This is a genomic window from Natronolimnohabitans innermongolicus JCM 12255, assembly GCF_000337215.1.
Lineage (GTDB): Archaea > Halobacteriota > Halobacteria > Halobacteriales > Natrialbaceae > Natronolimnohabitans > Natronolimnohabitans innermongolicus.
Genome location: NZ_AOHZ01000088.1, coordinates 1 through 25,429, shown reverse-complemented (window position 1 = coordinate 25,429; position 25,429 = coordinate 1). Strand labels below are relative to the sequence as shown.

Annotated in this window: 20 protein-coding genes and 2 pseudogenes; 10 read left to right on the top strand and 12 right to left on the bottom strand. The window is 59.8% G+C overall.

Features of this window, described 5'->3' with window-relative positions; genetic code table 11:
• Nucleotides 1–20: 20 nt before the first annotated feature.
• A complete protein-coding gene (locus tag C493_RS19020; RefSeq protein WP_007261121.1) occupies nucleotides 21–701 on the bottom strand; it encodes an AMP-binding enzyme in 681 nt (226 codons plus the stop codon).
• A 224-nt stretch (nucleotides 702–925) separates the two neighbouring features.
• Here C493_RS19020 and C493_RS19015 point away from each other — a divergent pair, with 224 nt between their 5' ends.
• From C493_RS19015 to C493_RS19005, 3 genes are read left to right on the top strand one after another with little or no spacing between them, the layout of a single operon-like run.
• Nucleotides 926–1,909, top strand: a complete 984-nt coding sequence (locus C493_RS19015) for a thiamine pyrophosphate-dependent dehydrogenase E1 component subunit alpha (protein ID WP_083912450.1) — start codon at nucleotides 926–928, stop codon at nucleotides 1,907–1,909.
• Nucleotides 1,906–2,913: an alpha-ketoacid dehydrogenase subunit beta gene (locus C493_RS19010; protein ID WP_007261119.1), complete on the top strand. Its 1,008-nt coding sequence runs from the start codon at nucleotides 1,906–1,908 to the stop codon at nucleotides 2,911–2,913. The genes C493_RS19015 and C493_RS19010 overlap by 4 nt, the downstream gene beginning before the upstream one ends.
• Nucleotides 2,914–2,918: 5 nt before the next feature.
• A complete protein-coding gene (locus C493_RS19005; protein ID WP_007261118.1) occupies nucleotides 2,919–4,418 on the top strand; it encodes a dihydrolipoamide acetyltransferase family protein in 1,500 nt (499 codons plus the stop codon).
• A gap of 35 nt (nucleotides 4,419–4,453) precedes the next feature.
• Here the strand turns inward: C493_RS19005 and C493_RS19000 are convergent, their stop codons facing one another.
• The gene (locus C493_RS19000; RefSeq protein ID WP_049889505.1) at nucleotides 4,454–5,263 is read right to left on the bottom strand and encodes an SDR family NAD(P)-dependent oxidoreductase; all 810 of its coding nucleotides are present in this window, start codon (nucleotides 5,261–5,263) and stop codon (nucleotides 4,454–4,456) included.
• 144 nt (nucleotides 5,264–5,407) lie between these two features.
• Entirely contained in the window at nucleotides 5,408–6,181 is a 774-nt protein-coding gene (locus C493_RS18995) for an IclR family transcriptional regulator (protein ID WP_083912458.1), read from the bottom strand.
• A 1,139-nt stretch (nucleotides 6,182–7,320) separates the two neighbouring features.
• On the opposite strand from C493_RS18995, the gene thiE reads away from it, so the two are divergent.
• Together thiE and thiM are read left to right on the top strand one after the other, a co-directional pair.
• Nucleotides 7,321–7,974: a thiamine phosphate synthase gene (gene thiE / locus C493_RS18980; protein ID WP_049889503.1), complete on the top strand. Its 654-nt coding sequence runs from the start codon at nucleotides 7,321–7,323 to the stop codon at nucleotides 7,972–7,974.
• Nucleotides 7,967–8,800: a hydroxyethylthiazole kinase gene (gene thiM, locus C493_RS18975; protein WP_007261113.1), complete on the top strand. Its 834-nt coding sequence runs from the start codon at nucleotides 7,967–7,969 to the stop codon at nucleotides 8,798–8,800. Before thiE ends, thiM begins: the two co-directional genes overlap by 8 nt.
• Before the next feature lie 1,239 nt (nucleotides 8,801–10,039).
• Here the strand turns inward: thiM and C493_RS18970 are convergent.
• From C493_RS18970 to C493_RS18945, 6 genes are all read right to left on the bottom strand, one after another.
• Nucleotides 10,040–10,840, bottom strand: coding sequence for an IclR family transcriptional regulator (locus tag C493_RS18970; protein ID WP_007261111.1), 801 nt, complete (start codon nucleotides 10,838–10,840; stop codon nucleotides 10,040–10,042).
• 100 nt (nucleotides 10,841–10,940) lie between these two features.
• Nucleotides 10,941–11,216, bottom strand: coding sequence for a hypothetical protein (locus C493_RS18965; protein ID WP_007261110.1), 276 nt, complete (start codon nucleotides 11,214–11,216; stop codon nucleotides 10,941–10,943).
• Nucleotides 11,217–11,860: 644 nt separating this feature from the next.
• Nucleotides 11,861–13,342 carry a sodium:solute symporter family protein gene (locus C493_RS18960; protein WP_007261109.1) on the bottom strand — a complete coding sequence of 494 codons (1,482 nt, stop codon included), beginning with the start codon at nucleotides 13,340–13,342 and terminating at the stop codon, nucleotides 11,861–11,863.
• On the bottom strand, nucleotides 13,339–13,596 hold the full coding sequence (locus C493_RS18955; protein WP_007261108.1) for a hypothetical protein: 258 nt from the start codon (nucleotides 13,594–13,596) through the stop codon (nucleotides 13,339–13,341). Before C493_RS18955 ends, C493_RS18960 begins: the two co-directional genes overlap by 4 nt.
• Nucleotides 13,597–13,713: 117 nt before the next feature.
• Nucleotides 13,714–14,124 carry a universal stress protein gene (locus tag C493_RS18950; protein WP_007261107.1) on the bottom strand — a complete coding sequence of 137 codons (411 nt, stop codon included), beginning with the start codon at nucleotides 14,122–14,124 and terminating at the stop codon, nucleotides 13,714–13,716.
• A 90-nt stretch (nucleotides 14,125–14,214) separates the two neighbouring features.
• Nucleotides 14,215–16,356 carry an oxidoreductase gene (locus tag C493_RS18945; protein ID WP_007261106.1) on the bottom strand — a complete coding sequence of 714 codons (2,142 nt, stop codon included), beginning with the start codon at nucleotides 16,354–16,356 and terminating at the stop codon, nucleotides 14,215–14,217.
• 284 nt (nucleotides 16,357–16,640) lie between these two features.
• Between C493_RS18945 and C493_RS18940 the strand changes: the two genes are divergently transcribed.
• The 3 genes from C493_RS18940 to C493_RS18930 all read left to right on the top strand — a co-directional run bounded on the left by C493_RS18940 (nucleotide 16,641) and on the right by C493_RS18930 (nucleotide 20,794).
• A complete protein-coding gene (locus C493_RS18940) occupies nucleotides 16,641–18,335 on the top strand; it encodes a (2,3-dihydroxybenzoyl)adenylate synthase (protein ID WP_007261105.1) in 1,695 nt (564 codons plus the stop codon).
• A 447-nt stretch (nucleotides 18,336–18,782) separates the two neighbouring features.
• Complete coding sequence (locus tag C493_RS18935; RefSeq protein ID WP_007261104.1) at nucleotides 18,783–19,541, top strand: IclR family transcriptional regulator; 759 nt, start codon at nucleotides 18,783–18,785, stop codon at nucleotides 19,539–19,541.
• Between the two features lie 473 nt (nucleotides 19,542–20,014).
• Entirely contained in the window at nucleotides 20,015–20,794 is a 780-nt protein-coding gene (locus C493_RS18930; protein ID WP_007261103.1) for a crotonase/enoyl-CoA hydratase family protein, read from the top strand.
• A gap of 11 nt (nucleotides 20,795–20,805) precedes the next feature.
• On the opposite strand, the gene C493_RS18925 is transcribed toward C493_RS18930, so the two are convergent.
• Nucleotides 20,806–21,699 (bottom strand): MBL fold metallo-hydrolase, encoded by an 894-nt coding sequence (locus tag C493_RS18925; protein WP_049889500.1) that lies wholly within the window; start codon nucleotides 21,697–21,699, stop codon nucleotides 20,806–20,808.
• A gap of 210 nt (nucleotides 21,700–21,909) precedes the next feature.
• On the opposite strand from C493_RS18925, the gene C493_RS18920 reads away from it, so the two are divergent.
• Entirely contained in the window at nucleotides 21,910–23,064 is a 1,155-nt protein-coding gene (locus C493_RS18920; RefSeq protein ID WP_007261101.1) for an epoxide hydrolase family protein, read from the top strand.
• 51 nt (nucleotides 23,065–23,115) lie between these two features.
• On the opposite strand, the gene C493_RS18915 is transcribed toward C493_RS18920, so the two are convergent.
• The gene (locus C493_RS18915) at nucleotides 23,116–23,595 is read right to left on the bottom strand and encodes a MaoC/PaaZ C-terminal domain-containing protein (RefSeq protein ID WP_007261100.1); all 480 of its coding nucleotides are present in this window, start codon (nucleotides 23,593–23,595) and stop codon (nucleotides 23,116–23,118) included.
• A gap of 125 nt (nucleotides 23,596–23,720) precedes the next feature.
• Between C493_RS18915 and C493_RS18910 the strand changes: the two are divergent.
• A pseudogene (locus tag C493_RS18910) lies at nucleotides 23,721–24,854 on the top strand (acyl-CoA dehydrogenase family protein); the annotation flags it as partial.
• 134 nt (nucleotides 24,855–24,988) lie between these two features.
• Here the strand turns inward: C493_RS18910 and C493_RS18905 are convergent.
• Nucleotides 24,989–25,429, bottom strand: a pseudogene (locus tag C493_RS18905) (methylmalonyl Co-A mutase-associated GTPase MeaB); the annotation flags it as partial.

Genomic DNA, 25,429 nt, shown 5'->3' with positions numbered 1-25,429 from the left:
GGATTTGGTTCGATACGCAGCTACCGCCGCACCGGCTTCATTCCTAGCGTCTCGGCGATGCGTTCCCGGAGTTCGGCCTTCTGTATCTTGCCGCTTCCAGTCCGCGGGAACTCGTCGACGATCTCGAGTCGTTCCGGGTACTTCTGTTTCGCCATCTCGTACTCGTCGAGGTGGTTGATCATCTCCCCGAAGGAGAACGATCGGCCGTTATCGACCCGTACGTACGCGCAACCCTTTTCCTGCATCTCCTCGTCCGGCATCGCGACGATCGCGATATCGTCGACCGATGGGTGTTCGTAAAGGACGTCTTCGACCTCTTTGACGGGGATATTCTCGCCACCTCTCACGATAACGTCCTTCTTTCGGCCCGTGATCGTGAGGTAGCCGTCGCCGTCCAGCCGGCCGATGTCACCGGTCGCGAACCACGTTCCGTCGAACGCGTCATCGTCGTGGTTCCCGTCGAGGTAGCCGACCATCGCGTTCGGCCCGGACACGTGAATCTCGCCTGTGCCGAGGTCCTCGAACGTCTCCGTTCGGCGGGGGCCGATCACTCGCTTTTCAGGGTTCTCCGCAATCGTTTCGAAGGCTCGTTCGGGGAACGTGGTTTCCGGCCAGTATCCCGCGTCCTTCCACGCTTCCCGGAGAGTTCCGTATCGGTTCTCGTAGCGCTCCAGTGCAGTTTCGATGGCCTCTGGCCACATGTGGTGGTACGTATTATACGATAGCTTATCAATTCCGTGGCGCCCCACTCGAGGGTAGCTCCCAACTGCTCAACACGCCCGGATTTTCCGATGAAGGTGTTCGATCGGATTCGGTCCAAAAAGTCGATTGTCGGATCGGATTTGCGCGGCGACCATTTTGACAGGGAAGAACGTTCTCACACGGGGAAAAATATAGGTGCTCACACACGGGAGATAGCTATGTCATGGGGAATGCTAGTATAAACCATAGGGAACTGCTCGAGGACCTCTTATTGACCCGGCGATTCGAAGAGAAGGTCCTCGAAGTCTACCAGGACCGCGGCATTCGAGAGTTACCTCACTCAAGTATCGGTCAGGAAGCAGTCGGTGTCGGAGCGTGTTACCCGCTCGAAGACGACGACATTCTGGTTCCGTCGCTGCGAACACGAGCGGTGATGCTACTTCGAGCCCCGCTCGACGAAATCGTCGCTGGAATGTACGGTACTCGCTCCGGCCCGTCGAACGGTCGGACGACAGAGCATCACATGGGCTCGTCGGAGTACGGAATCCTCGGTACGACCGGCATGATCGGAGCGCACCTTAATCCGGCTGCCGGCGCCGCGCTCGGCAACAAGGTACTCGACAATGATCGAGTGACGGTCGCCTTCTTCGGCGACGGTGCGAGCCAACGCAGCGAGTTCCACTCCGCCCTGAACTTCGCGACCGTCCAAGAGCTTCCAGTCATCTTCGTGATCGAAAACAACCACTGGACGGAGGCCTCCCCGATCGAGAAACTCGTCGCAGTCGACGACCTGGCCGACCTCGCCAACCACGGTCTACCGACGAAAGTCATTGACGGGCAAGATGTCGAAGAAGTTGTCGACGCAACCGCTACCGCAGCGCAACGGGCCAGAGACGGCGATGGACCGACGCTGCTCGAGGCCAAGACGTACCGATACCGACCACACGCAGAGACCATGCCCGAACACCGGGACGAAGCAACGCTTGAGGAGTGGCGCGACAGGGATCCGATCGAGTTGTACAGATCGCGGCTCCTCGAGGAGGATTTCGTTACCGAAGATGAGATCGAGGAAATCGATCGGCGTTTGCAAACGCGAATCGACGAAGCGTTCGAGGCGGCCGAGACCGACGAATTACCCGACGAGGAGACGATGTACCACGTGTATAAGGACACCGAGATCGACCACTGGAAAGGGGTGGTTCGATGAGCCAACAGGTCGATGTTCAGGCCGAACAGACGGAACAAACGATTCGAGAGAGCCTCAATCAGGCACTTTACGAGGAACTCGAGCGCGACGACAGCGTCATCCTTTACGGCGAGGACGTCGCGGAGTACGGCGGACTCTACAAAATATCAGAAGGGTTGTATGAGGAGTTCGGGGACGACCGTGTCTTCGATACGCCGCTAGCCGAGACGACGCTCGGCGGGTCGGCAGTCGGTGCGGCGCTGGCCGGAGCCCGTCCGATTGTCGAGATCATGTACGCCGACTTCCTCCCGATAGCGGGCGACCACTTGATAAACTACGCCGCCAAGATGTACTTCAACTACGGCGACGAGACGAGCGTACCGATGGTCGTTCGCTCGATGTACGGAACGGGTGACGGACACGGCCTCCACCACGGTCAGAGCCCCGAGGCCTGGTTCATGAACGTCCCTGGTCTGAAAATCGTCATGCCGTCGACACCGAAGGATTACAAGGGATTACTCAAGTCCGCCATTCGCGACGACGACCCGGTACTGTTCCTCGAAAATAAGATGCGATATGGCGAAAGCGGTCCCGTTCCGGAAGAAGAGTACACGATACCGCTCTGCGAGACCGACATCAAGCGTCGCGGTGACGACGCGACCGTCGTCGCCATCGGTGGAATGGTATACGAGGCACTCGAAGCCGCAGAACGGCTCAGCGACCGCGGTGTCGAATGCGAGGTCGTCGATCCGCGAACCGTTACGCCACTCGATACGGACCCTATCCTGGAATCAGTCGAGAAGACGAACATCCTCGTCACGGCACAGGAGGCCCCGACGTTCGGTGGATTCGGATCCGAGGTCGCAGCGCAAGTCATCGACGACGCGTTCTTCTACCTCGACGCGCCCGTCAAGCGCGTCGGTGCACCGTTCACACCTATCCCTTTCGCAGAGAGCCTCGAAGAAGCGTACGTTCCGACAGCCGAAGACATCGAAACCGCCGTTATCGACGCGATCGAGACGTAATCAGCATGCAAGAGATCAAGCTCCCTAAACTCGGGCAGGCGATGGAAGAAGGACTGGTCGACGAGTGGTGCGTGAACGAAGGGGATTCCGTTTCAGCCGGTGATACGGTCGTGATAATCGAGAGCGAAAAGACGGTCCACGAACTCCCTGCCGATCAAGACGGTCGACTGCTTCGAAAGCTGATCGGTGAAGGCGAGACTGTTCCGATTGGGACCACGCTCGGATACGTTGGTACTGCAGACGAAGCGAGCGAGATTTCGGCCGCACCCGATTCTGACTCCGCTGCCAAAACTCCGACGGAGAAGACGCAGGCGGAACTCGGCCAGCGCGCCGAACTCGACGGACGGGACGAACCAATCAAACTCGAGTCACCTCAAGCCGACGAATCGGGAGGAATCGAGTCGGCGACTGAATCACCCGATACCGCGACGACGGCGGACGGATCGATAAACGCGACTCCGAACGCTCGGAAGGCGGCGCAGGTCCACGACGTCGACGTTACTGCCGTCGGCAGCGCACTGGGTGTCCAACAGGTCCAGTCTGAACACGTCGGAAAGTACGTGAACGATTCGTCGATCGCTAACGGCGGAACGGAAATCCGCGGCTCCCCGGCGGCCAGACGGATCGCTGCGGACAACGGCGTCGAAATCGCAGCTGTCGGCGAAGAACTCGAGACGGATCGGGTTCGAATGGCCGACATCGACCGGTACCTCGAGCGGAAGGCCGAGGATAGTTCGCCAACCGATGACCGCAACGCAGAACCGACGAACGAGTCCAACGATCCGTCGCCAACGGTCCACGAGACCGTTTCCGTCACGGGCGGCCGGAAAGTGATGTACGATCGGATGCAGACGGTGTCGAGGGACTACGGCAGTACAACGACAGTCGCACGCGTCGACGTTACTCAATTGACCTCGTTGACCGAGTCACTGAAAGAGCCGTGGCAAAAATATCACGACGTTTCCCCGTCGATCACTGCGTTCGTGCTACGGGCGGTCGCTGAAGCACTACCGGAGTACCGGATCTTGAACGCGGAGATCGTCGAAGGCGACGGGTCAGGAGACGACCCGCTCGTCCGCCAGTTCGAGGATGTTAACCTCGGGGTCGCGGTCGATACCGAACACGGACTGCTCGTCCCGACGATATACGGTGCGGACGAGCGATCCGCCGTGGAACTCGGCGAACGCGTCACACAACTCGCCGAACAGGCCCGAAACCACGACCTCGAGATGGATCAACAACAGAACGCGACGTTTACGGTCTCGAACGCGGGCACGTTCGGCGCGTATATCAACACGCCACAGATAAATCCGCCGCAGACAGGCATACTCGGCGTCTGTACGGTGAACGAGGAGCCGGGCATCGTCGACGACGAGGTCGTCCCGCGCAAGATCATGCACCTCTGTCTCACGTACGATCACCGGGTTGTCGAAGGATCAACCGCCGTCCAGTTCCTTCAAGCGGTGAAACACCGACTTGAGGACCCTCACTCGCTTCTCTCATAGCGATCCGAAGAGACTACTGCATTTTGGGTTCTTCTTCAGAGTCCTCTCACCTGCCCACCATCGATCGGAATCACAGCCCCCGTGACGTAATCCGAGGCCTCTCCAGCCAGAAATTCGACCACGTCAGCGCAATCGTCGGGCGTTCCGATCCGTCGTAGTGCGGTATCGCTCTCGACGTCTTCGATCCCTCGCTTCTCGAATGCTTCCATCAACCGACCGGTTCCGATGTAACCAGGGGCTATCACATTCGCCGTGATACCGTGCTCTCCGACGTCCTGTGCGAGGTATTTCGTATACATGATAATCCCTGCCTTCGCGGCTCCGTAGTGCGCATACGATCCGTCCCTCCGCGCCTGTCGTCCGGCTCCTGATGCAACGGTGACGATCGTTCCGCTTTCCCGTTCTTTCATGTACGGTGCGACCGCAAGGCAGGTGTAGATCGTCCCGTACAAATTCCGTTCGATAGTCTCGTGAAGATGATCGAGTTGCAGTTCGCTCGCGAGGGTGGCGTCGTTCGGACCAACGCCGCCGCCAGCGTTTGCGATCACGACATCGATCGCTCCGAACTCGTCAACTGCCGTGTCGACCATCGCCTGCACTTCGTCGGGGTCCGTCACGTCGGCTTCGATACCAATCGCGTCTACCCCTCGTTCACGTATCTCTGAGACGACGCTCTCACCCTCTACTTGCTCTCGCTCCCGCTCGTACTCTTCGTGAGCCCGAAGGTCGATATCGCTAATGGCAACGTTCATTCCTTGTTCTGCGAGGCGCAACGCGTAGCTTCGGCCGAGTCCTCGAGCACCGCCAGTCACGAGTGCCGTTTTCGCTTCCTCAGTATGGGACATAGTCTCAATGAGGTGCCATCCAAGTTATATCTTGTTGCGAAAGCCGAGCCGACCGGTCTTGGACTCGGCCGATACTGTTTTGAGTCAACCCTGTGAGGCGACCGACCCGAGTGAATTTGCGGGTACGTCGAGTAATTGCACGTACTACGAGTACGTAATATTTAGTTCTAGTTCGTTCGTCATGGTTCGCAGATACTGGAGGAGTTCCTCGTCAGGATCACCCATTCGGTGGATCGGACCCGAGACCGCACAGGCACCAATGATCTCTTCTTCTGGAAGGGTAACTGGAACCGCAATTGATTGAACGCCTTCGGTAGTTTCGCCGACGGTCATCGCGTACCCTCGCTCGCGAACTCGATCGAGTTCTTCCATTAAAACATCGCGGTCAGTCATCGTTTTTTCGGTCGCGGGTGGGAGACCGTGTCGTTCGATTATCGCTTCGACACGACTGTCTGGGTATTCGGCCAGGATGGCTATCCCCCCCGCAGCCTGGTTCATATAGAAACGCGTCCCGATTCTCGAGCGCATCGGCACACCGTTTCGGCCAACCTCCCGATAAAGTACTACTGCACGGCCGTTTTCCTCGACTGTGAAAAACACGTTATGGTTTGTCTGTTGTGCCATTTCCTGAATGTGGAGCTTTATCTCCCTAGATCCCGGATGGTTATTGCGAATAAACCCGCCAATATCTAGAAAACGTAGGCTGAGCGAGTACGTTTTCCCATTTTTGACGATGAAATCGGACTCTCGAAGCGTATTGAGGTGCTTGTGAACGCTACTCGTGGACAGTTCGGCGGCGTCGCTGATTTCCGTTACTCCGCCTTCCCCACCGATTTCGATGAGTGCGTCAATGACCGCTACACTGGTTGATGTCGCCTGGATCAATCGGTCAGACCGGTTCGTTTCTTCTGTTGGCATGTGCTCACATGTGGTATGGTCTCTCTTAGTCTTTTCCCACACTAGGACAGTCTCGGTTTTATTTTCCTCCTCGGGGACAGCCATGTTTGATTAGGAAATTCATCCGTATGTTCACAAGAATTTGTAGTCATCAGGTAGCAGTGGTATTACAGGCATACTCGTGTAATTGCCAGTTTTGGTTACACAATTGCCATATGTTGATTGATAGTATCGTCCAGTCAGTGCAGTTTGAGAAACGATCAAGCCGTAGAGTTAGCTTGGTACGATGCTCGCAGGCCTACTCAGCGAGAGAGATACGGCGGAATTTGATGAATTGAGGATGCGAGCGGACGGCGATGCTAGTCAGGGCGTCGCTGTCCAGTTCTACACGACTGGTTGTTCGCTCCGAGAAACACAAGCGATTCGTTGTTTAATTGGCATAGAACGCATTCATCAAAATTCGGCACTGAACACACCAGCCGCCTGGGAGCGTGCCAGATCCACCGATATCCTCGAGATTAACGCTCTCGTGGGGCCTCTTGGAGGATTTTTCGCTCCAATGGCCGGCGAATCTTTGATTCGTCTCGACATCAGAACGCCAAGCATTCTGGGGATAGTAAAGCCGTCACAGACCACCATCAGTGAGGTTCCTGTCAGAATTGACAGGAACATTATGTTGCACATATAGAACAATACAATTGGGCTCACGATCGATTCTTGAGGTCGAAGTTTTCGGACTCCGAGTCACCGTTTTAACTGCTGTATTCGTAAATTAATCGGCTAGAATATCGCCCCACCAGCATGATGTTTTTCGTCGGTAGCTACTTCCACCTGGCTTCATTTGCACAGTTTGGGTTGAGCGGACAACTCGACTGCGCTGACCGAGATCTGATCGAATACTGGTTTCACACGCTCAAGATGTGCGTCGACCGCTTTCATAATTCGTGGATGGACAGGCGAGCCAGTGTCCGAACTGATTTTGAACTATACCTACAATTCTATAGCGCATATAGAACTGATTAATCAACAAGCATATACGCTTCATCGTGGGTACTAATAGATGGTAGCGTGTCGCTAGTAGAGAGTATATGTTGACAACGCTCGCACTTTAGCGCGAGAGGATCAAAGTAGCTTAGTCGAACCACCCGATGGTATTCGGTGTGAATCCAGCGAACTGGCGAACGTATCTGGTAACGCAAGAATCGCTCTCCGGAGAGAGCACAACCGCTGAAGTAGTCGAGGCTGCGATCGACGGTGGAGTCGACGTCGTCCAGCTCCGAGAGAAAGACACGGACACCCGTCGGCGCTACGAACTCGGACGCGAACTCCGCGAACTCACCGCGGCGGCGGACGTTCCCCTGCTCGTCAACGACAGGGTCGACATCGCACAGGCGATCGACGCCGATGGCGTCCACCTCGGACAATCGGACCTCCCCGTCGACGTCGCCCGCGAATTGCTCGGCTCCGAGGCCATAATCGGCTGCTCAACCGGAACGATCGAAGAGGCGACCGAGGCCGAAGCCGCCGGTGCGGACTATCTCGGCGTTGGGGCAATCTACGGGACCGACTCGAAAACGGACGTCCCCGAAGAAAAAGACGGCACCGGACTCGAGATCGTCTCCGAGATCGCCGACGCCGTCTCGATTCCAGTCGTCGGAATCGGCGGCGTCACCGCTGCGAACGCGGCGCCGGTCCGCGAGGCGGGTGCGAGCGGCGTCGCCGTAATCAGCGAAATAACCGGGGCTGAAGAGCCGGCCGCTGCGACGAGAGAACTCGGTGCGGCCGTCTCCGCGGAGGTGGGAAACGATGAGTGACGACGTCGATGCGACGGGCGAGGCGCTGTCGGACTCGCTCGCCGCGGTCCGCGACCGCGAACCGCTAGTACAGCAGTTAACGAACGAAGTGACGAAAAACGATCTGGCGAACGTGACCCTCGGCTGGGGCGCGATACCGGTGATGGCGGACGCGCCCGGCGAGGCGCCCGAGATGGCCGAACTCGCGGACGCCGTACTGCTCAACACCGGCCGAATGACGGACTCGAACGTCGAAGCGCTACACGCTGCGGGCAAGCGGGCCAACGAACTCGGCGTTCCGGTCGTCCTCGACCCCGTCGGCGCGGGAACGACACCGACCCGGGAGGAGGTTCACGCGAGTTTACTCGAGAAGGTCGAGTTCGCCGCTATCAAGGGGAACTACGGGGAGGTCACCCATCTCGCGGGTGCAGATGCCGACGTGAAAGGCGTCGAGTCAATCGGCGAGTACGAGGAAATCGCGGAGTCGGCACTGGCGCTCGCGGAGACGACCGGCGCCGCGGTCGTCGCCTCGGGAGCCGAGGATATCGTGGCCGGCCCCGACCGCGTCTATCGCGTCAGCGCCGGACACGAGATGCTTACGACCATCATCGGCACCGGCTGCATGCTCGGTTCGACCCTCGCGGCCTTCGCCGGCAGCCTCGAGGACGATCTCGCCGCTGCCGTACACGGGACCCTCGCCTACGGGCTCGCGGGCGAACGCGCGACCGACCTCGAGTACAACGGTCCAGCCAGTTATCGGGTGAACTTTCTCGACAGCATCGCCGGTCTGACCCCAGACGTCGCGACGGGACTCGAGACGATGGACCGACTCGAACGTCTTCACTGAGCGGTCGGCTTCGTCTCTCGTCGCATCAATCTGACGCGAGTCGGGAGTGGCCCCTGAATTACGGCATACCTGATCACAGACGGCTGTGCGAACAGTGTATAACTCGATTCAATTGTCACGATGTTTGTCCAATTCGCTAGGCCCATTTTATTGTTTCTTCGTTGATTGATACGGAACTGTGGCGCCACGATAGTGCGTAGATAGTGCAATATAATCGGCTATCTGTATTAGCAGCTAGTAAATACACTTATTGATAGTATATTGGATAGAACGTGTAATTAGCTGTCTCTCGGCCAATGCGGTAGCGAGTATCGCGGTGAGTTGAGTACAGTCCACAGTCGATTTCGATACATAGCCGAATATATTCGGTTAGATGCTATTAGGAGATTACCGCCCAAACAGTTCTCCGCACCAAAATGTTATAATAGCAGAACCGAATTCTCGATAGACTATTGCTACTTATGTGCAATATATAGGTTGGCGCACTACCCGATGGTTCGTCAACTCCAGCGAAGGCAGCGAAGCGACTGGCAGATGTCTGCTATTGTTACTGAGACGATACCATCCGTGTTGGATCGCGCACGGAGTGCGTTCGTAACCGAGTAAGCACCAAGCAACTGGACCAGTCGAATCGAACGGCTGATCACATGAAACCGAGCAGTGAAGCGGAGTCTTCGGCGGCGCCACGGTCTGTCTACCCCTCAAAACTGTCTCCCTGTTCCGACAGTCCAATCGCTCTACCGCCACACTGCTCGAGAGGCCGGGAGGACCAAACTCGAGCCCATTACGAGATCGTGGCGCTCGTAAATAGCAGGAGGATGATACCCGCTGCCAGAACGATGGCTAGCCAGAGGAAAAAAATCGTCGCAGCCTGTCGGCCTGTAAGCTGGTCTCCGTTGAGGAAATCATTGATCTCCATGGGAGTAGCTATACAGTCAGGCGAAATAAATTGCTTGATTCGACCAGCTGCCTAGCTTCGAACGACAGCTTATAAAAATACAGCAGGTTAGGATGGTAGCATCTTCATCTCAGTTTCGAACTGTTGAGCGGTGGCGGCTCACGTCGAAAAGCGGCATCGATCACTCCGCCCCCAGCAGAAATTTACCATCATATGTTTGTAAATCCATGGGGCGAGAACGCTCCGAGTGACGACGAAATTCTATATTTTATAGTTCGATATAGTATGACTATTATAAATAGACCGATCGAACAGCGGTCAACCGGGCCGGTAGCGTCCCCTCACCGATACTGCTCCAGGTACGACTCTCGAATATCCTCCTCGAGTTCGCTGACCGCCTCGTCGAGGAGGGTCGGTAACTCGGTCGTGTAGCGGTCGTCCGTGAATCGGTACTTTGGGCCGATGATCGCGATCGCACCGAGAACGCTTCCGTCGGGCGCCTCGACCCGTCGCCCGACTTCCCTGAGGCCGTCGACGTACTCCTCGTCGGCGAACGCGATGCCGCGGTCTCGAACCTGCTCGAGTTCCTGAAAGAGCGCGTCCTCGTCCGTGATCGTCTGGTCCGTCTGCCTGGGGAGTCCCCATTCGTCTAACACGCGCTCGATCCGGTCGTCCGAGTACTCGGCGAGGATCGCTTTCCCCGTCGCGACGCTGTGGAGATAGTAGTAGATCCCGGCCGTGCTCGGCGCGGAGGAGATGTGGCGTTCCTTGGAGGGAAACTGACTATCGGGGTGAAACGACTCGTGGACGAGAATACCGCGGTTGTCGTTTTCCACGACGAACTCGACTTCCTCGTCCGTCCGATCGGCGAGGTCCATCACCGTCTGTTTCGCCAGCGTGTACGCCGTTTTCCGCGAACGAGCGTACTCGCCGTGATTGAGAAAGCGCAGTCCAATATGATAGACCTCGCCCTCTTTCGCGAGATACCCGTGCTCGAGAAGCGTTCGGAGGTGAATGTGAATCGTGCTCCGGGAGAAGGCGACTTCGGCGGTCAGTTCGTCCAACGAAGCACCACCCAGCCGCTGGATCGTCTCGATCAAGTGGAGCGAGCGTTCCGTGGTTTTTGCGCGTTGGGAGCTCATATCTCGTACTACTGCTGGACTATATAAAAGTGTGTTCCAGCCGGACGCTTAAATACGACCGGTGAAAGCGACAGAATCGATCACACCGCACGGATCCATCTCACCGAAGTTCCTGCACGAGAATCCGATACCGATACGAGCCACCGTATCCCCGCGACCACTTTTCCAGATAGGGTCGGCTCTCACAGAACCGACCGAAGAGTTCCAGGGAGAATCGGTCGTCGATATCCGCCTCGACGGCGTCGTACAGCGCTCGAGATTTGACGTAGGGGCCCCTGGTCGGGTGTTCGATGTACGCCGATCGCAGGTGTCGTTTTACTACGTCGTCCGTCGCTTCGATGTCGAACGTCTGGAGCTGACTGGGGATGTCCGTCATTGTGACTCTGGGTATACGCAGACACCACTACAGGGGGTGCGTTTTGGTTATTTCGGCCGGATGACCCATAATGGTATCGCAACTGTTGACCGTTGCTGTGGTACAATTTTGGAGGGTCAGTTGATCGTATTATCTATATCATTTAGAATATTGTTCCTGATATTGTATGTGTGAGTATTGTGCGTTCTAACCAAAGTAGTGCAGGCAGAATGTGGATAGAAAAATACAGCATGTGCAGACAACACTCGTGTTTAGGAATGATATCTTGTATAATCGTGGAATAAGTCACAATGGCTTGCGGGATTGGGCATTACAGTTCAACATCTACTGTTCTCCGCTTATGCTAGCTGTATCGATGGTGTACGCACTCTATTCTATCGGTAGAATCAGTGTGGAGGTGTAATATTCCTATATCTGTACACATCCGACATCCAGTTGCATATGATTGAGATAGGATAAGTGTCTCGACTCCGTGGAGTGGGCGTACGGAATCCGTTACTCGAAGCAGTAGCCACTAAATAATTCACACACTGAGCAGAACCTCGTCTGGTGATCAGCTGCGCAGTGAGGTGTAATGGTGACTATCGGTTGTGACTCGAGACAACTCTTACAACGTCGCTACAAGCGACGAGAGAGAAAAGACGTTACCAGACGTCCTCGAAGCACTCCTCGTACTCGTCGATCCGGTCTTCCGACGGTGGCTGGGTCACCAGTGCGACGACGGCCATCAGTAGAATCTGTGTGACCAGTATCGGAACGAACGGATGGAACCCGGCGACTTCCGGCGGCAGGGGACCGTATTCGAACGCCCAGATTCCGACGAAACCGTATATCACGCCAGCGTAGATGCTGGCTTTCGTCGAACTCCGCCAGTAGAAGGCCGCGGCCATCGGGACGAACAACAGTCCGTACCCGGCGAACGCGAACGTCGCCGTGTCGACGACGGTATCAGAGGTGAGAAGCGCGCCGATGTACGCGAGGACGAAGATAACGATGAGGAAGATTCGAGTGTACCAGACGACTTTCGCGTCGGTAACGTCGTCCCAGAACTTCCGGAGCACGTCTTCGCCGAAGAACGTACTCAGCGTGAGGACCTGACCGTCGATACTCGACATCATCGCTGCCAGGATACCCGCGAGGGCGAGGCCGATCGCCCAGGTCGGGAAGAATTCGAAGACGAGTTCCGGGAGGATGAAGTCCGGGTTCTCGAGGTTCGGGATCTGTGCGATGCCCCAGAAGCCGAGTAACACGGTGGGGACCCAGACCAGCAGGACGGCGACTGGGTAGACGACCGACGTCTGCTTGAGCGTCGTGAACGATCGAGCCGTCATGTACCGGAGGATCAGGTGCGGGAACATGAACGCCCCCAGGGCAACGATGATCCCCTGTGAGAAGTACATCCGCGTCTCGTACGGCGGCAGCCCTTCGCGATTGAGGAAGACGCCGCCATCGATCTGTGCGACGGCGTCGGTCGCCGCGCCGAACCCGCCGATTCGGAACGGGACGTAGAGGAAGAACGCGAACAGGACGGCCATGAACACCATTCCCTGGAAGGTGTTCGTCCATCCGGTCCCGCGCATACCGCCGGGGTAGACGTACATCCCGACGACGATGATCGTGATCAACGCGCCGAGCCAGTAGGGAATCAACCCGTCGGTGAGGGATTCGAACACGATTCCGCCACCCTGTACGCCGACGAGGATGTACGGAATCGTCCAGATGGTGAAGATAGCCATCACGAGAAGCCCGAGGTTGTCAGACTCCCACCGGTGATTGAAGATCTGCCCCGGGGTAATGTGGCCGAACTCCTTGCCGACGATCCAGATCCGGTATCCGAACGTCATCAGGAAGACCGGGAAGAGGAACGCGAACAGCGACACGAAGAAGCCGTACGCGCTGACCCCGGTCGAGTACGCGAGGCCCGGGGCGCCGATCATGACGACGGACGTCATGTTCGTCGCGAACAGGGCGAAGAGGAGGACGACCGTCCCGAACGACCGGCTCGCCATGAGGAAGTCCTCTCTGGAATCGCCCGTGATTCGGGACGCCGCGGCGCCGACGGCGACGACGAGCAACAGGTAGACGGCCGTGATTCCGAGGATGAGCGCGTTCGTTGTCGAGATCATTGTGACTCACCCTCGGATTCGTATCGTTCCGGCGCCGTCGGAGCGAGGTAGTACATCACGATCAGGATACCGAACCCGACTACGTTGAACGCCATGTCGTAGGCGATCTGTGCCGGGAGCCACCCGAAGAGTATCGTCGTCGAATCGTAGAGCCCGACCAGTTCGCTCTGGTGTAACACGACCATCGCACACACCGCCGCGAACAGCGCCGCGTGCTTCCAGCTGTTTGGATACCAAAAGCTGCCCTTGAGCATGTTCTACCATACCATTCCTAGTCCCCCTATAAATAAGTGACTGATTTGTACATCGAAACCGAAGGAACACGGACGGCTACTGGCACGTAACTCATCGAGCGAAACGAAGGCCCGACCCTACTCGTCCACGCCGGCCGTCGATCGCTCGGCGATGAGGACTGGCAGATCGGCTTCGAGGATGATCTGCTGGGAGACGCTTCCGAAGAGCACCTTTCCGACGGGGCTTCGCGTCCGACCGCCGACGCAGATCAGGTCGGCGTCGATCTCGTCAGCGGTCTCGAGGACGAACGCTGCCGGTTCCGCCTGTTCGCCGCGCAGTTCGTACGCGATACCGTGTTCGTCGAAGCGGTCCGTCACCCGTCGAACCGACTCGAGATCGGTGAGTTCGTCGTCCGGTCCTTTGAACTCGAAGCCGTGCGTGATGACGACGGTAACCGACTCCGAATCCGCCGCGAGGTCGATGATCGTCTGTGCCTGATCGAGTGACCGATCGACTTCGTCGTCGATCGCCTGGACAATACGATGCATACACCGACGTTCGAGGCCGATCGACAAAACGATTGTGCAGCCGATACGTGAGCGACGCAGATTTTCTCGCCTGTAACGATCTTGTAACGACTATAGCTCGTTGACCGATCCGTAGTACGTACAGAGATCGGCGCGGCTGGTTCCGACGAGCGTATTGACCTCGTCCGACGTCGTCGCTTGAACCGTCGCCATCGTAGGAAGCCCGACTTCGTTCCGAAGTTCGTCGCTGAAGTTGGCCAGCCCGTGGACGTCGCCGCGGTGCTGGTCGTCCGAGACGCCGCCGGCAACCGGCGCGAGAACGTCGACGCCGCGGTCGGAGAGTGCGCGACCGACGGCGAACGAATCCTCGAGCGTGAGGCCGTCCGCGGCCCAGTCGGTCGCCTGGACGACCGCACCCAGCGGCTTCGAGTCCGGCCAGGCGTCGCGAACCGCGTCGACGACCTCGAGCGGGAACTGCACTCGACTCTCGAGGTCGCCGCCGTACGCGTCGGTTCGGTCGTTGGTGAGCGGCGAGAGGAACGAGCCGAGCAGGTAGCCGTTGCCGAGTTGCAGTTGGAGGTAGTCGAAGCCAGCGTCGTCCGCTCGCCGCGCGGCGTCGGCGAACGTCCGCTCGATTCGCTCGAGATCCTCGCCTTGCAACCGATCCGGCGCGTACGTACGCGGCGGGTTCGAGTACTGGTCGGTCACTCGAGACGCCCACGACTCGTTTCGGGGAATCGGTCCCTCGAGGCCGAACGGCTGCGTCTGGCGGGCGCCGTTCGTCCCGGTGTGGACGAGCGTCGATCCAACAGGGGTGTCCGCCGACGCGATCGTCTCCTGCCAGGCGCTGACGTGATCGTCGCTGTACAGTCCGGGACTCCCGGGCGTGATCCGGCCGTCTTCGGACACGGCGAGCGGTTCGGTCATCGTCAATCCGGCACCGTCGTTGCTCCGTTCGCGAACGGCGGCCAGCTGTGCGTCCGTCGGTCGGCCGTCTCGAGCGTCGAACGTCTGCCCGGCGACCCGAACGGCCCGGTTCGAGAGCGTGAGGTCGCGCAGTTCCAGCGGCTGGGTTGCCGGCGAAACGGGATCGGCCTGTTCGGGAGTCGCCGCGCCGCCGGGAGAGCTCGCGGCGAACCAGCGTTCGAACTCCTCGACGAGGTCCGGATCGCGCCGGGACATGCTGTCGTAGGTGAGCCGGCCCGAACGGGTGAGGTGGTGGAGCACGAACTGGATCCCGTCGAAGCCGTAGAACCGGCGGATGTCCTCGAAGTGAAGCCGGCTCCGTTCGCCCGACCGCTGGAGGGACTCCGCGATCGGTCGCCGCTGTTGCTCGTAGCTCTCGAGCGCCGTTCCGACGTCGGCGTCCGACTCGCCGATCGCGTCGGCGAGCGCGATCGCGTCCTCCATCGCCAGCGTCGTCCCGGAGCCGATCGAGTAGTGAGCCGTGTGCGCCGCGTCGCCGATCAGAACGAGGTTGTCGTGCGACCAGCGCTCGTTTCTGACCGTCGTGAACGTCTGCCAGCGGTCGACCTGTGACAGCAGTTCGTGTCCGTCGAGGTGCTCCGCGAAGACGTCCTCGAGGTACGCCAGATACTCCTCTTCGGAGCGCTGATCGAGGTCGGCGTTCGCCCACGTCTCCGCGTCGCAGTCGACGATGAACGTACTCACCTCGCCCGGATACGTGTGCGCACACCAGATCCCGTCCTCGTTCTCGACGAAGATGTGGCTCAGCGCATCGAAGTCGGCTTCCGTTCCGAACCAGGAAAAGCGGGCCTCGCCGTCGACGGTCTCGGCGCCGAACTCGTCGGCGAATTCGGACCGCGTCTCGCTGTGGATTCCGTCGGCGCCGATCACCAGATCCGACGCCGCGGCGAGCGACTGCGGGTCGTCGATCTCGCTTTCGAACTCGAGCGCCACGCCGAGGTCGCGACAGCGTTCCTGGAGGAGTTCCAGGAGATCCGTCCGCAGCATGCTCGCGAACGAGTGCCCTGACGAGCGGTAGCGCTCTCCCCCGTAGTAGAGGTCGAACGGTTCCCACTGGGTCGACCGCTCGTCGATGGCTTCGTAGGAGGGGGCGTCAGCCGCCCGCAGGTTAGAGAGCGTCCGATTCGGCAGGACGATCCCCCAGCCGTACGTCACGCCCTGCGGATTGCGTTCGTGGACGGTGATCTCCCAGTCGGGATTCGCCTTCTGGAGGAGAATGCTCGCGTAGAGTCCACCGGGTCCGCCGCCGATTACCGAGACGTCCATCAGGCAGTCACCTCGTCGGAACGTGGTACACACTGGTCGCACTGGCTCGTGGTCGCCGTTGGGCACATAACGTCTACATATGGCCCGTGATGCTTCTTAATTATTTCGTGTAGCACGACGCCAGCGAGCGTCGATCGGAAAGCGGTTCACGGGAACGGACGCGAACGCACCGTGGACGCGGCGAAGACGTCGAGAGGAGAGGGAGCCACAATTCGTTCGGGAAGCGGACGTGTCTTCCCGGCAACACAGCAATTAAATGCCGATACCCGAATACTAGTGAGTGAATGCAACTACCGTCAGCGGAGATTGAGGGCTACGTACCGTTTCCCGACGATCGGGCGGAGTCGTACATCGAAGACGGATACTGGAAGGAACAACCGTTCCACGCCGTACTCGATGAGCGAGCCGAACGCCACCCCGACCGAACCGCACTCGTCGGTCCCGACAGGGAGTTGAGTTACGCGGAACTCGCCGCAAACTCCGAGCGAATCGCCGCGTCCCTCCAGCGCGAAACGAGCCTCGAGCGACTCGACAGGGTCGTCTTCCAGCTTCCCAACACGGTGGAATTCATCGAGGCGTTTTTCGCCTGTTCCCGGCTCGGCGTCGTTCCGGTCATGTTGTTGCCCCGCCACCGCGAGAGCGAGGCTCGCCACGTTATCGAGCTCACCGACGCGAAGGCGTTCTTCACGACCGGCTCGCGGTACGATCTCGGGTTCGATTTCGTCGAGTTCGTCGACGATTTCGCCGACGAATATCAGGATCTAGAACGGCTCGTGGCCGTCGCCGGAGCGGGCCAGCAACTTCCCGAGCACTGGACGGCGTTCGACGCCCTTCGGTCCGCGTCCGACCCCGAGGATCTGTCGCCGGTCGACGTCAACCCGAGCGATCCCGGCGTCATGTTGCTATCCGGCGGAACGACGGGGCTTCCGAAGGGAATCCCGCGAACGCACAACGATTACGTCTTCCAGTGGGGGCAGATGGCCGACGCGGTCGGCGTCGAAGACGACTGGATCGGCTTCCCGAGCGTCCCGATCGGTCACAACGCCTCGCTGTGTTGCGTCGTCGGCTCGGCGTTCTGGGCGGGCGCGACGGTCGCGGTCGAGCCGGTGCTCAAGCCGGATCGATTGATGCAACTCATCGAGGACGTCGGCGGGACGTACTCGCTGCCGGTTCCGACGCAACTCGTCGACATCCTCGAGCATCCCGATCGAGAATCGTACGATCTGTCGTCGCTCGAGACCCTCATCAGCGGCGGACAGAAAGTACCACCGCGAGTCGTCTACGAACTGGTCGACGAGTACGATATCGGCTTTTGCAACATCTTCGGGATGGCCGAAGGACCGCTCATCTGTACGCGCCCCGACGACGACGTCGATACGCAGGCGAACACCGTCGGCCGGCCCATCGCTCCCGACGCGGACGAAGTCAGGATCGTCGGCACCGACCGCCAAACGGCGGTCGATCGGGGTGAACAGGGCGAACTCTCCGTCCGCGGACCGGGCTATTTCACCGGCTACTTCCGAACGCCGGAGGAGAACGCCGAGAACTTCGACGACGACGGCTGGTTCTACACCGAGGACGTGCTCTCGGTCGACGACGACGGAAACTACCGCGTCCACGGCCGAATCAAGGAGACGATCATCCGCGGCGGCGAGAACATCTACGCGCCGGACTTAGAAGACGTGATCATCGAGCACGAGGCCATCGAGAACGTCGCAGTGATCGGCATGCCCGACGAACGGCTGGGTGAACGACCCGCGGCATTCGTCGAGTTGCGCGAGAACGCAGACGAGGTGACGCTCGAGGACCTGCAATCGTATCTCAGCGACCGCGGTATCGCCGTCTTCAAGCGCCCGGAGCGACTGGACGTCGTCGACGAACTTCCGCGGACGGAGGTCGGGAAAATCGCGAAGGTTAATCTCGAAGAACGGATCACGGAGGAACTCAAGCGCGAAGGCAAACTGCCGGACGGGTACTGAACGGAACCGACTCGAGCGAATTCGGAGGTAACGACAACGGCTGAAGCGCGGCTCAGAATCGGTGTGAGTTGGTTTCGGGAGGCTTTTTTACGCGTCCGACGGCGAGCAGGCGCAGTGAACTCTGAAGAGAACGAGTCAGTCGAAAGTTGCTTTACCGTTCATCACCGAATATTGTAACTCGTTACCCTACACCGTGACGGGAGACACCATGACATGAACGACTGTTAATGATTCGGAAAATCTTTTGGAATATACATGGCGGAGCGATTCACCAAATCAATCGTCCAGACATATCCAGATATATAGTCCGTGAATATATGATATGTGCCTGTCTACGTCCGTTCCACACTATGCAACGATGTGCGTGTGTCTGCGAGAATCAGTATAGACGCCGTTCACCGTTCCATGAGACGGAACAATTATCACAGCCGATCCGATACGTAGCGTATGGCCGAATCGGACACGATCAAATCGGACGAAACCCTCCTCGAGATTATCGAGGTACTGTACGACCGAGGGGGCGCGACGGTCACCGACGTCGCCGACGTCGTCGACGTCTCGAAGAGCACCGTCCACAGACACCTCGCAACGCTGCAGAAACACGATTACGTGGCGAAGGAGGGCCACGAGTACGCCCTCGGCTTCCGGTTTTTGGATCTCGGCGGGCACGTTCGCCACCGTAATCCGATCCACAAGCAGGTGAAATCGCTCGTGCGGAACATCGCGGAAGAAACCGGTGAATTCGTCGGCTTTCTCGTCGAAGAACACGGCCTCGGCACCTATATCTACAGCGAGTGGGGTTCCGAAGGTGTCGGCAACGACGTTCGGATCGGGCGCCGAATCCACCTCCATCAGTCCGCCGCGGGAAAGGCGATTCTTGCAAACCTTCCAGAAGAGCGTACCGCCGCGATCATCGACGAACACGGACTCCCGGAACGAACCCCGAAGACGATCACGGACCGAGAGGAACTCGAGCGAAACCTCGAGACGATTCGAGAACGCGGGTACGCGTACGCCCACGGCGAGCACACGGAAGGACTCTGGGCGGTCGCCGTTCCGGTTCACGACGTCAACGGCGGAATCGCCGGCGGGCTACTCGTCGTCGGGCCGACGTATCGAATGCGGGGCGAACAGTTCGAAGACGAACTCCCGGAGTATCTTCTCGGTGCGGCAAAGGAGTTCGAACTCAATATGTCGCATTTGTAAGTAGCCGAATCGACAACGATCGGTCGTTTCTTTACAAGAATACAACTGTAAATGTGATCGGTCTCTCTGAAGAGCATGTCGCCAACCGAATAGGCGAAATAGTGAAACATACTATATTTACTCCCACATTTTAGTATTTCGAGTAGTAGAATATCGGATTTAGACTAGTATATTTAACCCAACTTAATACAATACTGTATAGAATATTGGAGAATGATACTCAAGAGTGAATCAATTCCAGAATCAGTTTTCAGCTCTTTTCTCCACACAATCCTGAAATAGACGCCTATTGCAGCTATTGTATCGTGAAGGAGGATGATTAGCGCCCAATGACATCATTTAGTATTGTTTATTATCCACACTACGGTAGCCGTTCAGAGCTGCGAGGGCCATCCGATATCATTCCTAGAGAACTACGACTGTTAGTGTCCCCTGAAATAGATTCAACAGCGCAGCCGTGCTATCACCATACGATGTCGTATGATAACATTCAGTTCGAGCGGAGCGAACCTATCGGACACGTAACGATCGACCGACCCGAACGGACGAACGCCGTCGACTACGAGACGGGCCAGGAGATGGTCGACGCGCTCCGTCGGATCGACGAGGACGACGATCTCGCGGTCGGGATCGTTTCCGGAACGGGCGAGGACTTCTGTGCCGGTGCGGACCTGAAGGAGATCGCAGAGGGAGTCGACATGGGTGAGCGCCCGTACAGCCTCATGGGCTACTCCCACGCGGACGTTCGGAAACCGACGATCGCCGCTATCGAAGGCCACTGCGTGGCCGGCGGCATCGAGGTCGCGCTCTGGTGTGATCTCCGCGTCGCGGCCGCCGACGCGACGTTCGGCGCGTTCAACCGCCGGTTCGGCGTCCCGTTCGTCGACGGCGCGACGCAACGACTCCCCCGCATGATCGGCTACAGTCGCGCGCTCGATCTCATGCTCACCGGCCGACCGATCGACGGCGAAACCGCCGAAGAGTGGGGGCTCGTAAACCGCGTCGCGGAACCCGGGAACGCGCTCGAGCGAGCGATCGAACTCGCGGATCGTATCGCCGGCTACCCACAACAGACGATCCGAACCGACCTCGAGGCGATCTACGAGGGAATCGGGATGCCGCTCGAGCGCGGCCTCGAGATAGAGGCGTGGAACGGTCTGCAGTCGATGGCGGTCGCCCAGGAGGGCGCTAGCAGGTTTGCGGACGGCGAGGGACGACACGGCGAGGGAATCGTCGACGAGTTCGACGACTGACCGCAGAGCGCTCAGACGCGGCCGTGATGTTTGAGGTAGCCATCGGTGAGGAGACTCGAGAAGAACGATTCGACGGCCGGATCGTACGGCGGCGAGAGATCGAGCAGTTCCTCGCCGACCAGCTCTTTCGTCGCGTCCACCGACCCGGTTTCGTCGTGGTACTCGAGGATCCGCTCGTCGAACCGGTGCAGTTCCGTCCGCGCCGTCTCGAAGGCGTCGTCCGGTTCGCCCGGCCACTCGCCGAAGTGCGGAAAGACGATCCGGTCTGGGTCGAACTCCGCGAGTCGGTCGATGGCGTCGCCGATCGCGTCGACGTCGAAGTTCGGTAGCGTGGCTGGCGGCAGCCACTCCTCGGCCGCTCCGAAGTAGATCCCGAGACACTCGGCGGCGAACAGGAGTTCCCGTTCGGGGTTCCAGACCGCGAAGTGATCCGGGGAGTGGCCGGGCGCGTGGATCAGTTCGAGGCTGTTCGCACCGATGTCGACCGTCGTCCCCTCGTTCGGGACGCCGACGACGTTCTGCTCGGGAACCGGTCCCTGCTCGCCCATGAGCTCGAAGTGTTCGCCCATCGCCCGCTTGCTGCTCTCGACGAGTCCGGCGGGATCGACGAGGTGGGGCGCGGTCGACTCGTGAATGTAGACGTCGAGGTCGGGAGCGACGTCGACGAGCGCGCTCGCGGCGCCGGTGTGATCGACGTGGACGTGAGAGAGGACGAGGTTCGAGAGGGACGACGGATCGACGCCGCAGTCCTCGATACCCTCGACGATCGTCTCCGCCGCGGCGGCGATCCCGCCGTCGACGAGCGTGGGCTCGTCGTCGTCGAACAGGTAGACCGATGCGACGCTCGAGTCGAACATGCCGATATCGATTCCGTACACTCCCTCCGTTACCTCGAACGTAGTCATAGCACAACCAGTGTTATCAAGTGCCAAATCTGTTTCGGAAATATCGGGGTGCGGACTCGAGGGCGCTGAGGGTCGACTCGAGCCGACTCGAGGGCGAATGTGCGACGAATCGCCCGGTCGTTATTTGGGTTCGTCTCTCGAAGTACGGAGTATGGTCAGCGAGACGGAGATCGGTGAAACGACGTATCGCACGGGTGGAGGGCGTCCGCCATGACGGCGACCGACTCGATCGATCCGTTCGAAGTCGACGTCGATCGATCGGCAATCGACGACCTCCGCGATCGGCTCGCCGAGACGCGATGGCCCGATCAGTTGCCGGACGCGGACTGGGAGTACGGCACGGATCGGGTCTCCCTCCAGGACCTCTGTGAATACTGGAGAACCGAGTACGACTGGAACGGCTTCGAAGACCGGTTCAACGAGTTCGACCAGTACGTGACGACGATCGACGGCCAGCGAATTCACTTCTATCACGTGCGCTCGCCCGAATCCGACGCCACGCCGCTGCTCATGCCCCACGGCTGGCCCGGCTCGGTCGCGGAGTTCCTCGAGGTCTTCGGCCCGCTCAGCGATCCGGCCGCCCACGGCGGCGATCCGGCCGACGCGTTTCACGTGGTCGCGCCGTCGCTGCCGGGGTACGGATTCTCCGGACCGACCGACGAACGCGGCTACGACGTCGCGGAGATGGCGGCCGCGTTCGATCGGCTGATGGATCGCCTCGAGTACGACGGCTACGTCGTCCAGGGCGGCGACTGGGGCGCCCTGATCGCCGCCGTCCTCGGGGCGAACTACCCCGACCGAGTCGACGCGATCCACGCGAACATGCTGTTCTCGGTTCCGTCGAGACTGGACGATCCGGTAGGGATGGTAGACGAAGCCGAGATGGACGCCTACCGAGAGACGAGCGAGTTCTACGAGACGGGGTTCGGCTACCACGAGATCCAGTCGACCAGACCGCAGACCCTCGCCTACGGCCTCACCGACTCTCCGGCGGGGCTCGCGGGCTGGATCGTCGAGAAGTTCCGCGAGTGGAGCGACGGCGACGACGTCGACGCGGCGTTCGGCCGCGACCGGCTGCTCGACAATATCAGCGTCTACTGGCTCACCGGGACGATCAACTCCTCGATGCGACTCTACTACGAGACGGACGTCGAGCGGACGGTCCCGGAGTCCGTCGACGTACCCACGGGCCACGCCCGGTACCCGGCCGAGATCATCAAGACGCCTCGAAGCTGGGCCGAGGAAACCTACGATATCGCGCGCTGGAACGAACTGCCCGAAGGCGGCCACTTCGCCGCGATGGAGGTTCCCGACCTGTTCGTCGAGGAGGTCCGCTCGTTCGTCCGGGAGGTCGACGTCCGCTGAGCGGCGAACCGCGCCGACGACTCCCGCGGCGTGATCCCGCCGCGGCGGCGTTCAGGATCCGAACTCCGTCTGATCGGTCTTGAGTACGAAGAACTTCAGATCGCCCTGGAAGACGACCGTCTCCTCTTGCGTGGTCATCTCCGTCTCGAAGACGACCAGGCCCACGTCGTCGCGACTCTCCAGTGCCTTCGTCTCGGCGACCTCGATATCGACCGAGACCGTATCGCCGATACGGACCGGATTCGGCAGGTCCATGTAGTTCATCCCGAGGAACGCGTAGGCGGTCCGCTCGAGGATCCCGATGCGCATGACCATCCCGATCGCCTGAACGAAGGTCATCGGGCCGTGGACGATCCGACCGTCGAAGTCCCGTTCCCGGGCGAACTCCTCGTTCGTGTGCAGTTCGTTCCAGTCGCTGGTCGTCGCGGCGTGCATCACCACGTCCGTCTCGGTGATCGTCCGCCCGGGACTGCGAAACGTCTGTCCCTCCTCGAACTCCTCGAAGTGGTGTGGCTCGTAACTGTATACCATACCTGATGGTCATCGATCGCATCCATATATCTTTCTTCAACCCACCGCGTGGCCTCCAGGCGAGACGGGGCGGCGGTCTTCGAGAAGAGGAACAGCTATAGGCGAACCGGGATAACACGTCCCGTATGGACTTCCGCTTTACCGACGAGCAGCGACAGATAGTCGAGATGGTCACGGAGTTCGTCGACGAGGAAGTGGTGCCGATCGCCGACGAGATCGACCACGACGACGAGTTCCCCCGCGAGCTGGTCGACGAACTCGCCGACCTCGGCCTGATGGGGATGCCCTTCCCCGAGGAGTACGGCGGCGCCGGCTTGGACTACCACGCCTATCCGGCGGCGCTCGAAGAAATCTCGCGGGGTTCCGGCGGGCTCGGCACGATCGTCGCCGCCCACACTTCGCTCGCGGGCAACATGGTCTACGAGTTCGGCGACGACGCCCAGAAGGAAGAGTTCCTGACGCCGCTGGCCGAGGGAACGGACATCGGCGCGTTCGCGCTCTCGGAGGCCGGCGCGGGCAGCGACGTGCCGGCGATGGAGACGACCGCCGAAGCAGACGGCGACGGCTACCGCATCAACGGCGGGAAGCTGTGGATCTCGAACGGCTCGGTCGCCGACACGGTCACGCTGTTCGCCAAGACCGACCCCGACGCGGGGAACAAAGGAATCTCCTCGTTCGTCGTCCAACCCGAGGAGGACGACGGCTTCATCGTCGAGGGAACGGAGGAGAAACTCGGCGACAAGGGCTGTCCGACCGCCGAACTCCGGTTCGACGACCTCTGGATCCCCGAGGACCGACTGCTCGGTGACGAAGGCGACGGCTTCGTGCAGGCGCTGAAGACGTTAAACGGCGGCCGGATCACCATCGCCGCCCGCTCGATCGGGATCGCACAGGCGGCCCTCGACGAGGCGGCGACGTACAGCCAGGACCGCGAGCAGTTCGATCGGCCGATCTCGGACTTCCAGGCGATTCAACACAAACTGGCCGACATGGACACGAAAACGCGCGCCGCACGACTGCTCATGCACGACGCCGCCGACAGGAAGATCCGCGGCGAGAACTTCGTCAAGGAGGCCGCGCAGGCGAAGCTCTACGCCAGCGAGGTGAGCCGCGAGGTCGCCAACGAGGGCATCCAGATCCACGGCGGCTACGGCTACACCAAGGACTTCGCCGCCGAGCGGTTCTACCGCGACGCGAAGCTCAACGAGATCTACGAGGGGACCAGCGANCCACGGCGGCTACGGCTACACCAAGGACTTCGCCGCCGAGCGGTTCTACCGCGACGCGAAGCTCAACGAGATCTACGAGGGGACCAGCGAGGTCCTGCGGAACACGATCGCTCGAGAACTGCTGAACTGAACGGGCGGTTCGAGCCGCCGACGCTCTTCTTTTCTCACTCGCCGTCGACGCGGAGTTCGTCAACGCAGGCCTCGACCGGCTCGAGGATGTCACTGGCGATGGAGTAGGGATCGGTCTCGCCCTGCCGGACGGCTTCGGCGAGGTCGTCGATGCCGCCGGCGGCCGCGAGTTCGTCCTCGAGGAGCGCGTGGACGTCCTCCCGGAGGAGCGTGCGGATCTCTTCGGCGTAGCGCTGGCGGACCTGATCGGCGTGTTCGCCCGACTCGAGGAGGTACTCGCGGTGGGCGCGGAACTCGCCGGTGAGGTCGTCGACGCCCTCGGCGCGGATGGCGACGGTTTCGACGATCGGCGTCGTCCAGCTTACGGCGTCGTCCTCGGGTTCGTCGTCCTCGGGATCCCAGTCGTCGTGAGCGTCGATGACCTCCTGGCTGTGGTGGCCGCCGCCACCGCCGCCGTACCCGTCGCCCGAGTCGAG

What these genes read in the sequence shown, in the direction of transcription:
- C493_RS19020 (WP_007261121.1), bottom strand. Translation starts at nt 701, where the DNA reads ATGTGGCCAGAGGCCATCGAAACTGCACTGGAGCGCTACGAGAACCGA.
- C493_RS19015 (WP_083912450.1), top strand. Translation starts at nt 926, where the DNA reads ATGGGGAATGCTAGTATAAACCATAGGGAACTGCTCGAGGACCTCTTA.
- C493_RS19010 (WP_007261119.1), top strand. Translation starts at nt 1,906, where the DNA reads ATGAGCCAACAGGTCGATGTTCAGGCCGAACAGACGGAACAAACGATT.
- C493_RS19005 (WP_007261118.1), top strand. Translation starts at nt 2,919, where the DNA reads ATGCAAGAGATCAAGCTCCCTAAACTCGGGCAGGCGATGGAAGAAGGA.
- C493_RS19000 (WP_049889505.1), bottom strand. Translation starts at nt 5,263, where the DNA reads ATGTCCCATACTGAGGAAGCGAAAACGGCACTCGTGACTGGCGGTGCT.
- C493_RS18995 (WP_083912458.1), bottom strand. Translation starts at nt 6,181, where the DNA reads ATGCCAACAGAAGAAACGAACCGGTCTGACCGATTGATCCAGGCGACA.
- thiM (WP_007261113.1), top strand. Translation starts at nt 7,967, where the DNA reads ATGAGTGACGACGTCGATGCGACGGGCGAGGCGCTGTCGGACTCGCTC.
- C493_RS18970 (WP_007261111.1), bottom strand. Translation starts at nt 10,840, where the DNA reads ATGAGCTCCCAACGCGCAAAAACCACGGAACGCTCGCTCCACTTGATC.
- C493_RS18965 (WP_007261110.1), bottom strand. Translation starts at nt 11,216, where the DNA reads ATGACGGACATCCCCAGTCAGCTCCAGACGTTCGACATCGAAGCGACG.
- C493_RS18960 (WP_007261109.1), bottom strand. Translation starts at nt 13,342, where the DNA reads ATGATCTCGACAACGAACGCGCTCATCCTCGGAATCACGGCCGTCTAC.
- C493_RS18955 (WP_007261108.1), bottom strand. Translation starts at nt 13,596, where the DNA reads ATGCTCAAGGGCAGCTTTTGGTATCCAAACAGCTGGAAGCACGCGGCG.
- C493_RS18950 (WP_007261107.1), bottom strand. Translation starts at nt 14,124, where the DNA reads ATGCATCGTATTGTCCAGGCGATCGACGACGAAGTCGATCGGTCACTC.
- C493_RS18945 (WP_007261106.1), bottom strand. Translation starts at nt 16,356, where the DNA reads ATGGACGTCTCGGTAATCGGCGGCGGACCCGGTGGACTCTACGCGAGC.
- C493_RS18940 (WP_007261105.1), top strand. Translation starts at nt 16,641, where the DNA reads ATGCAACTACCGTCAGCGGAGATTGAGGGCTACGTACCGTTTCCCGAC.
- C493_RS18935 (WP_007261104.1), top strand. Translation starts at nt 18,783, where the DNA reads ATGGCCGAATCGGACACGATCAAATCGGACGAAACCCTCCTCGAGATT.
- C493_RS18930 (WP_007261103.1), top strand. Translation starts at nt 20,015, where the DNA reads ATGTCGTATGATAACATTCAGTTCGAGCGGAGCGAACCTATCGGACAC.
- C493_RS18925 (WP_049889500.1), bottom strand. Translation starts at nt 21,699, where the DNA reads ATGACTACGTTCGAGGTAACGGAGGGAGTGTACGGAATCGATATCGGC.
- C493_RS18920 (WP_007261101.1), top strand. Translation starts at nt 21,910, where the DNA reads ATGACGGCGACCGACTCGATCGATCCGTTCGAAGTCGACGTCGATCGA.
- C493_RS18915 (WP_007261100.1), bottom strand. Translation starts at nt 23,595, where the DNA reads ATGGTATACAGTTACGAGCCACACCACTTCGAGGAGTTCGAGGAGGGA.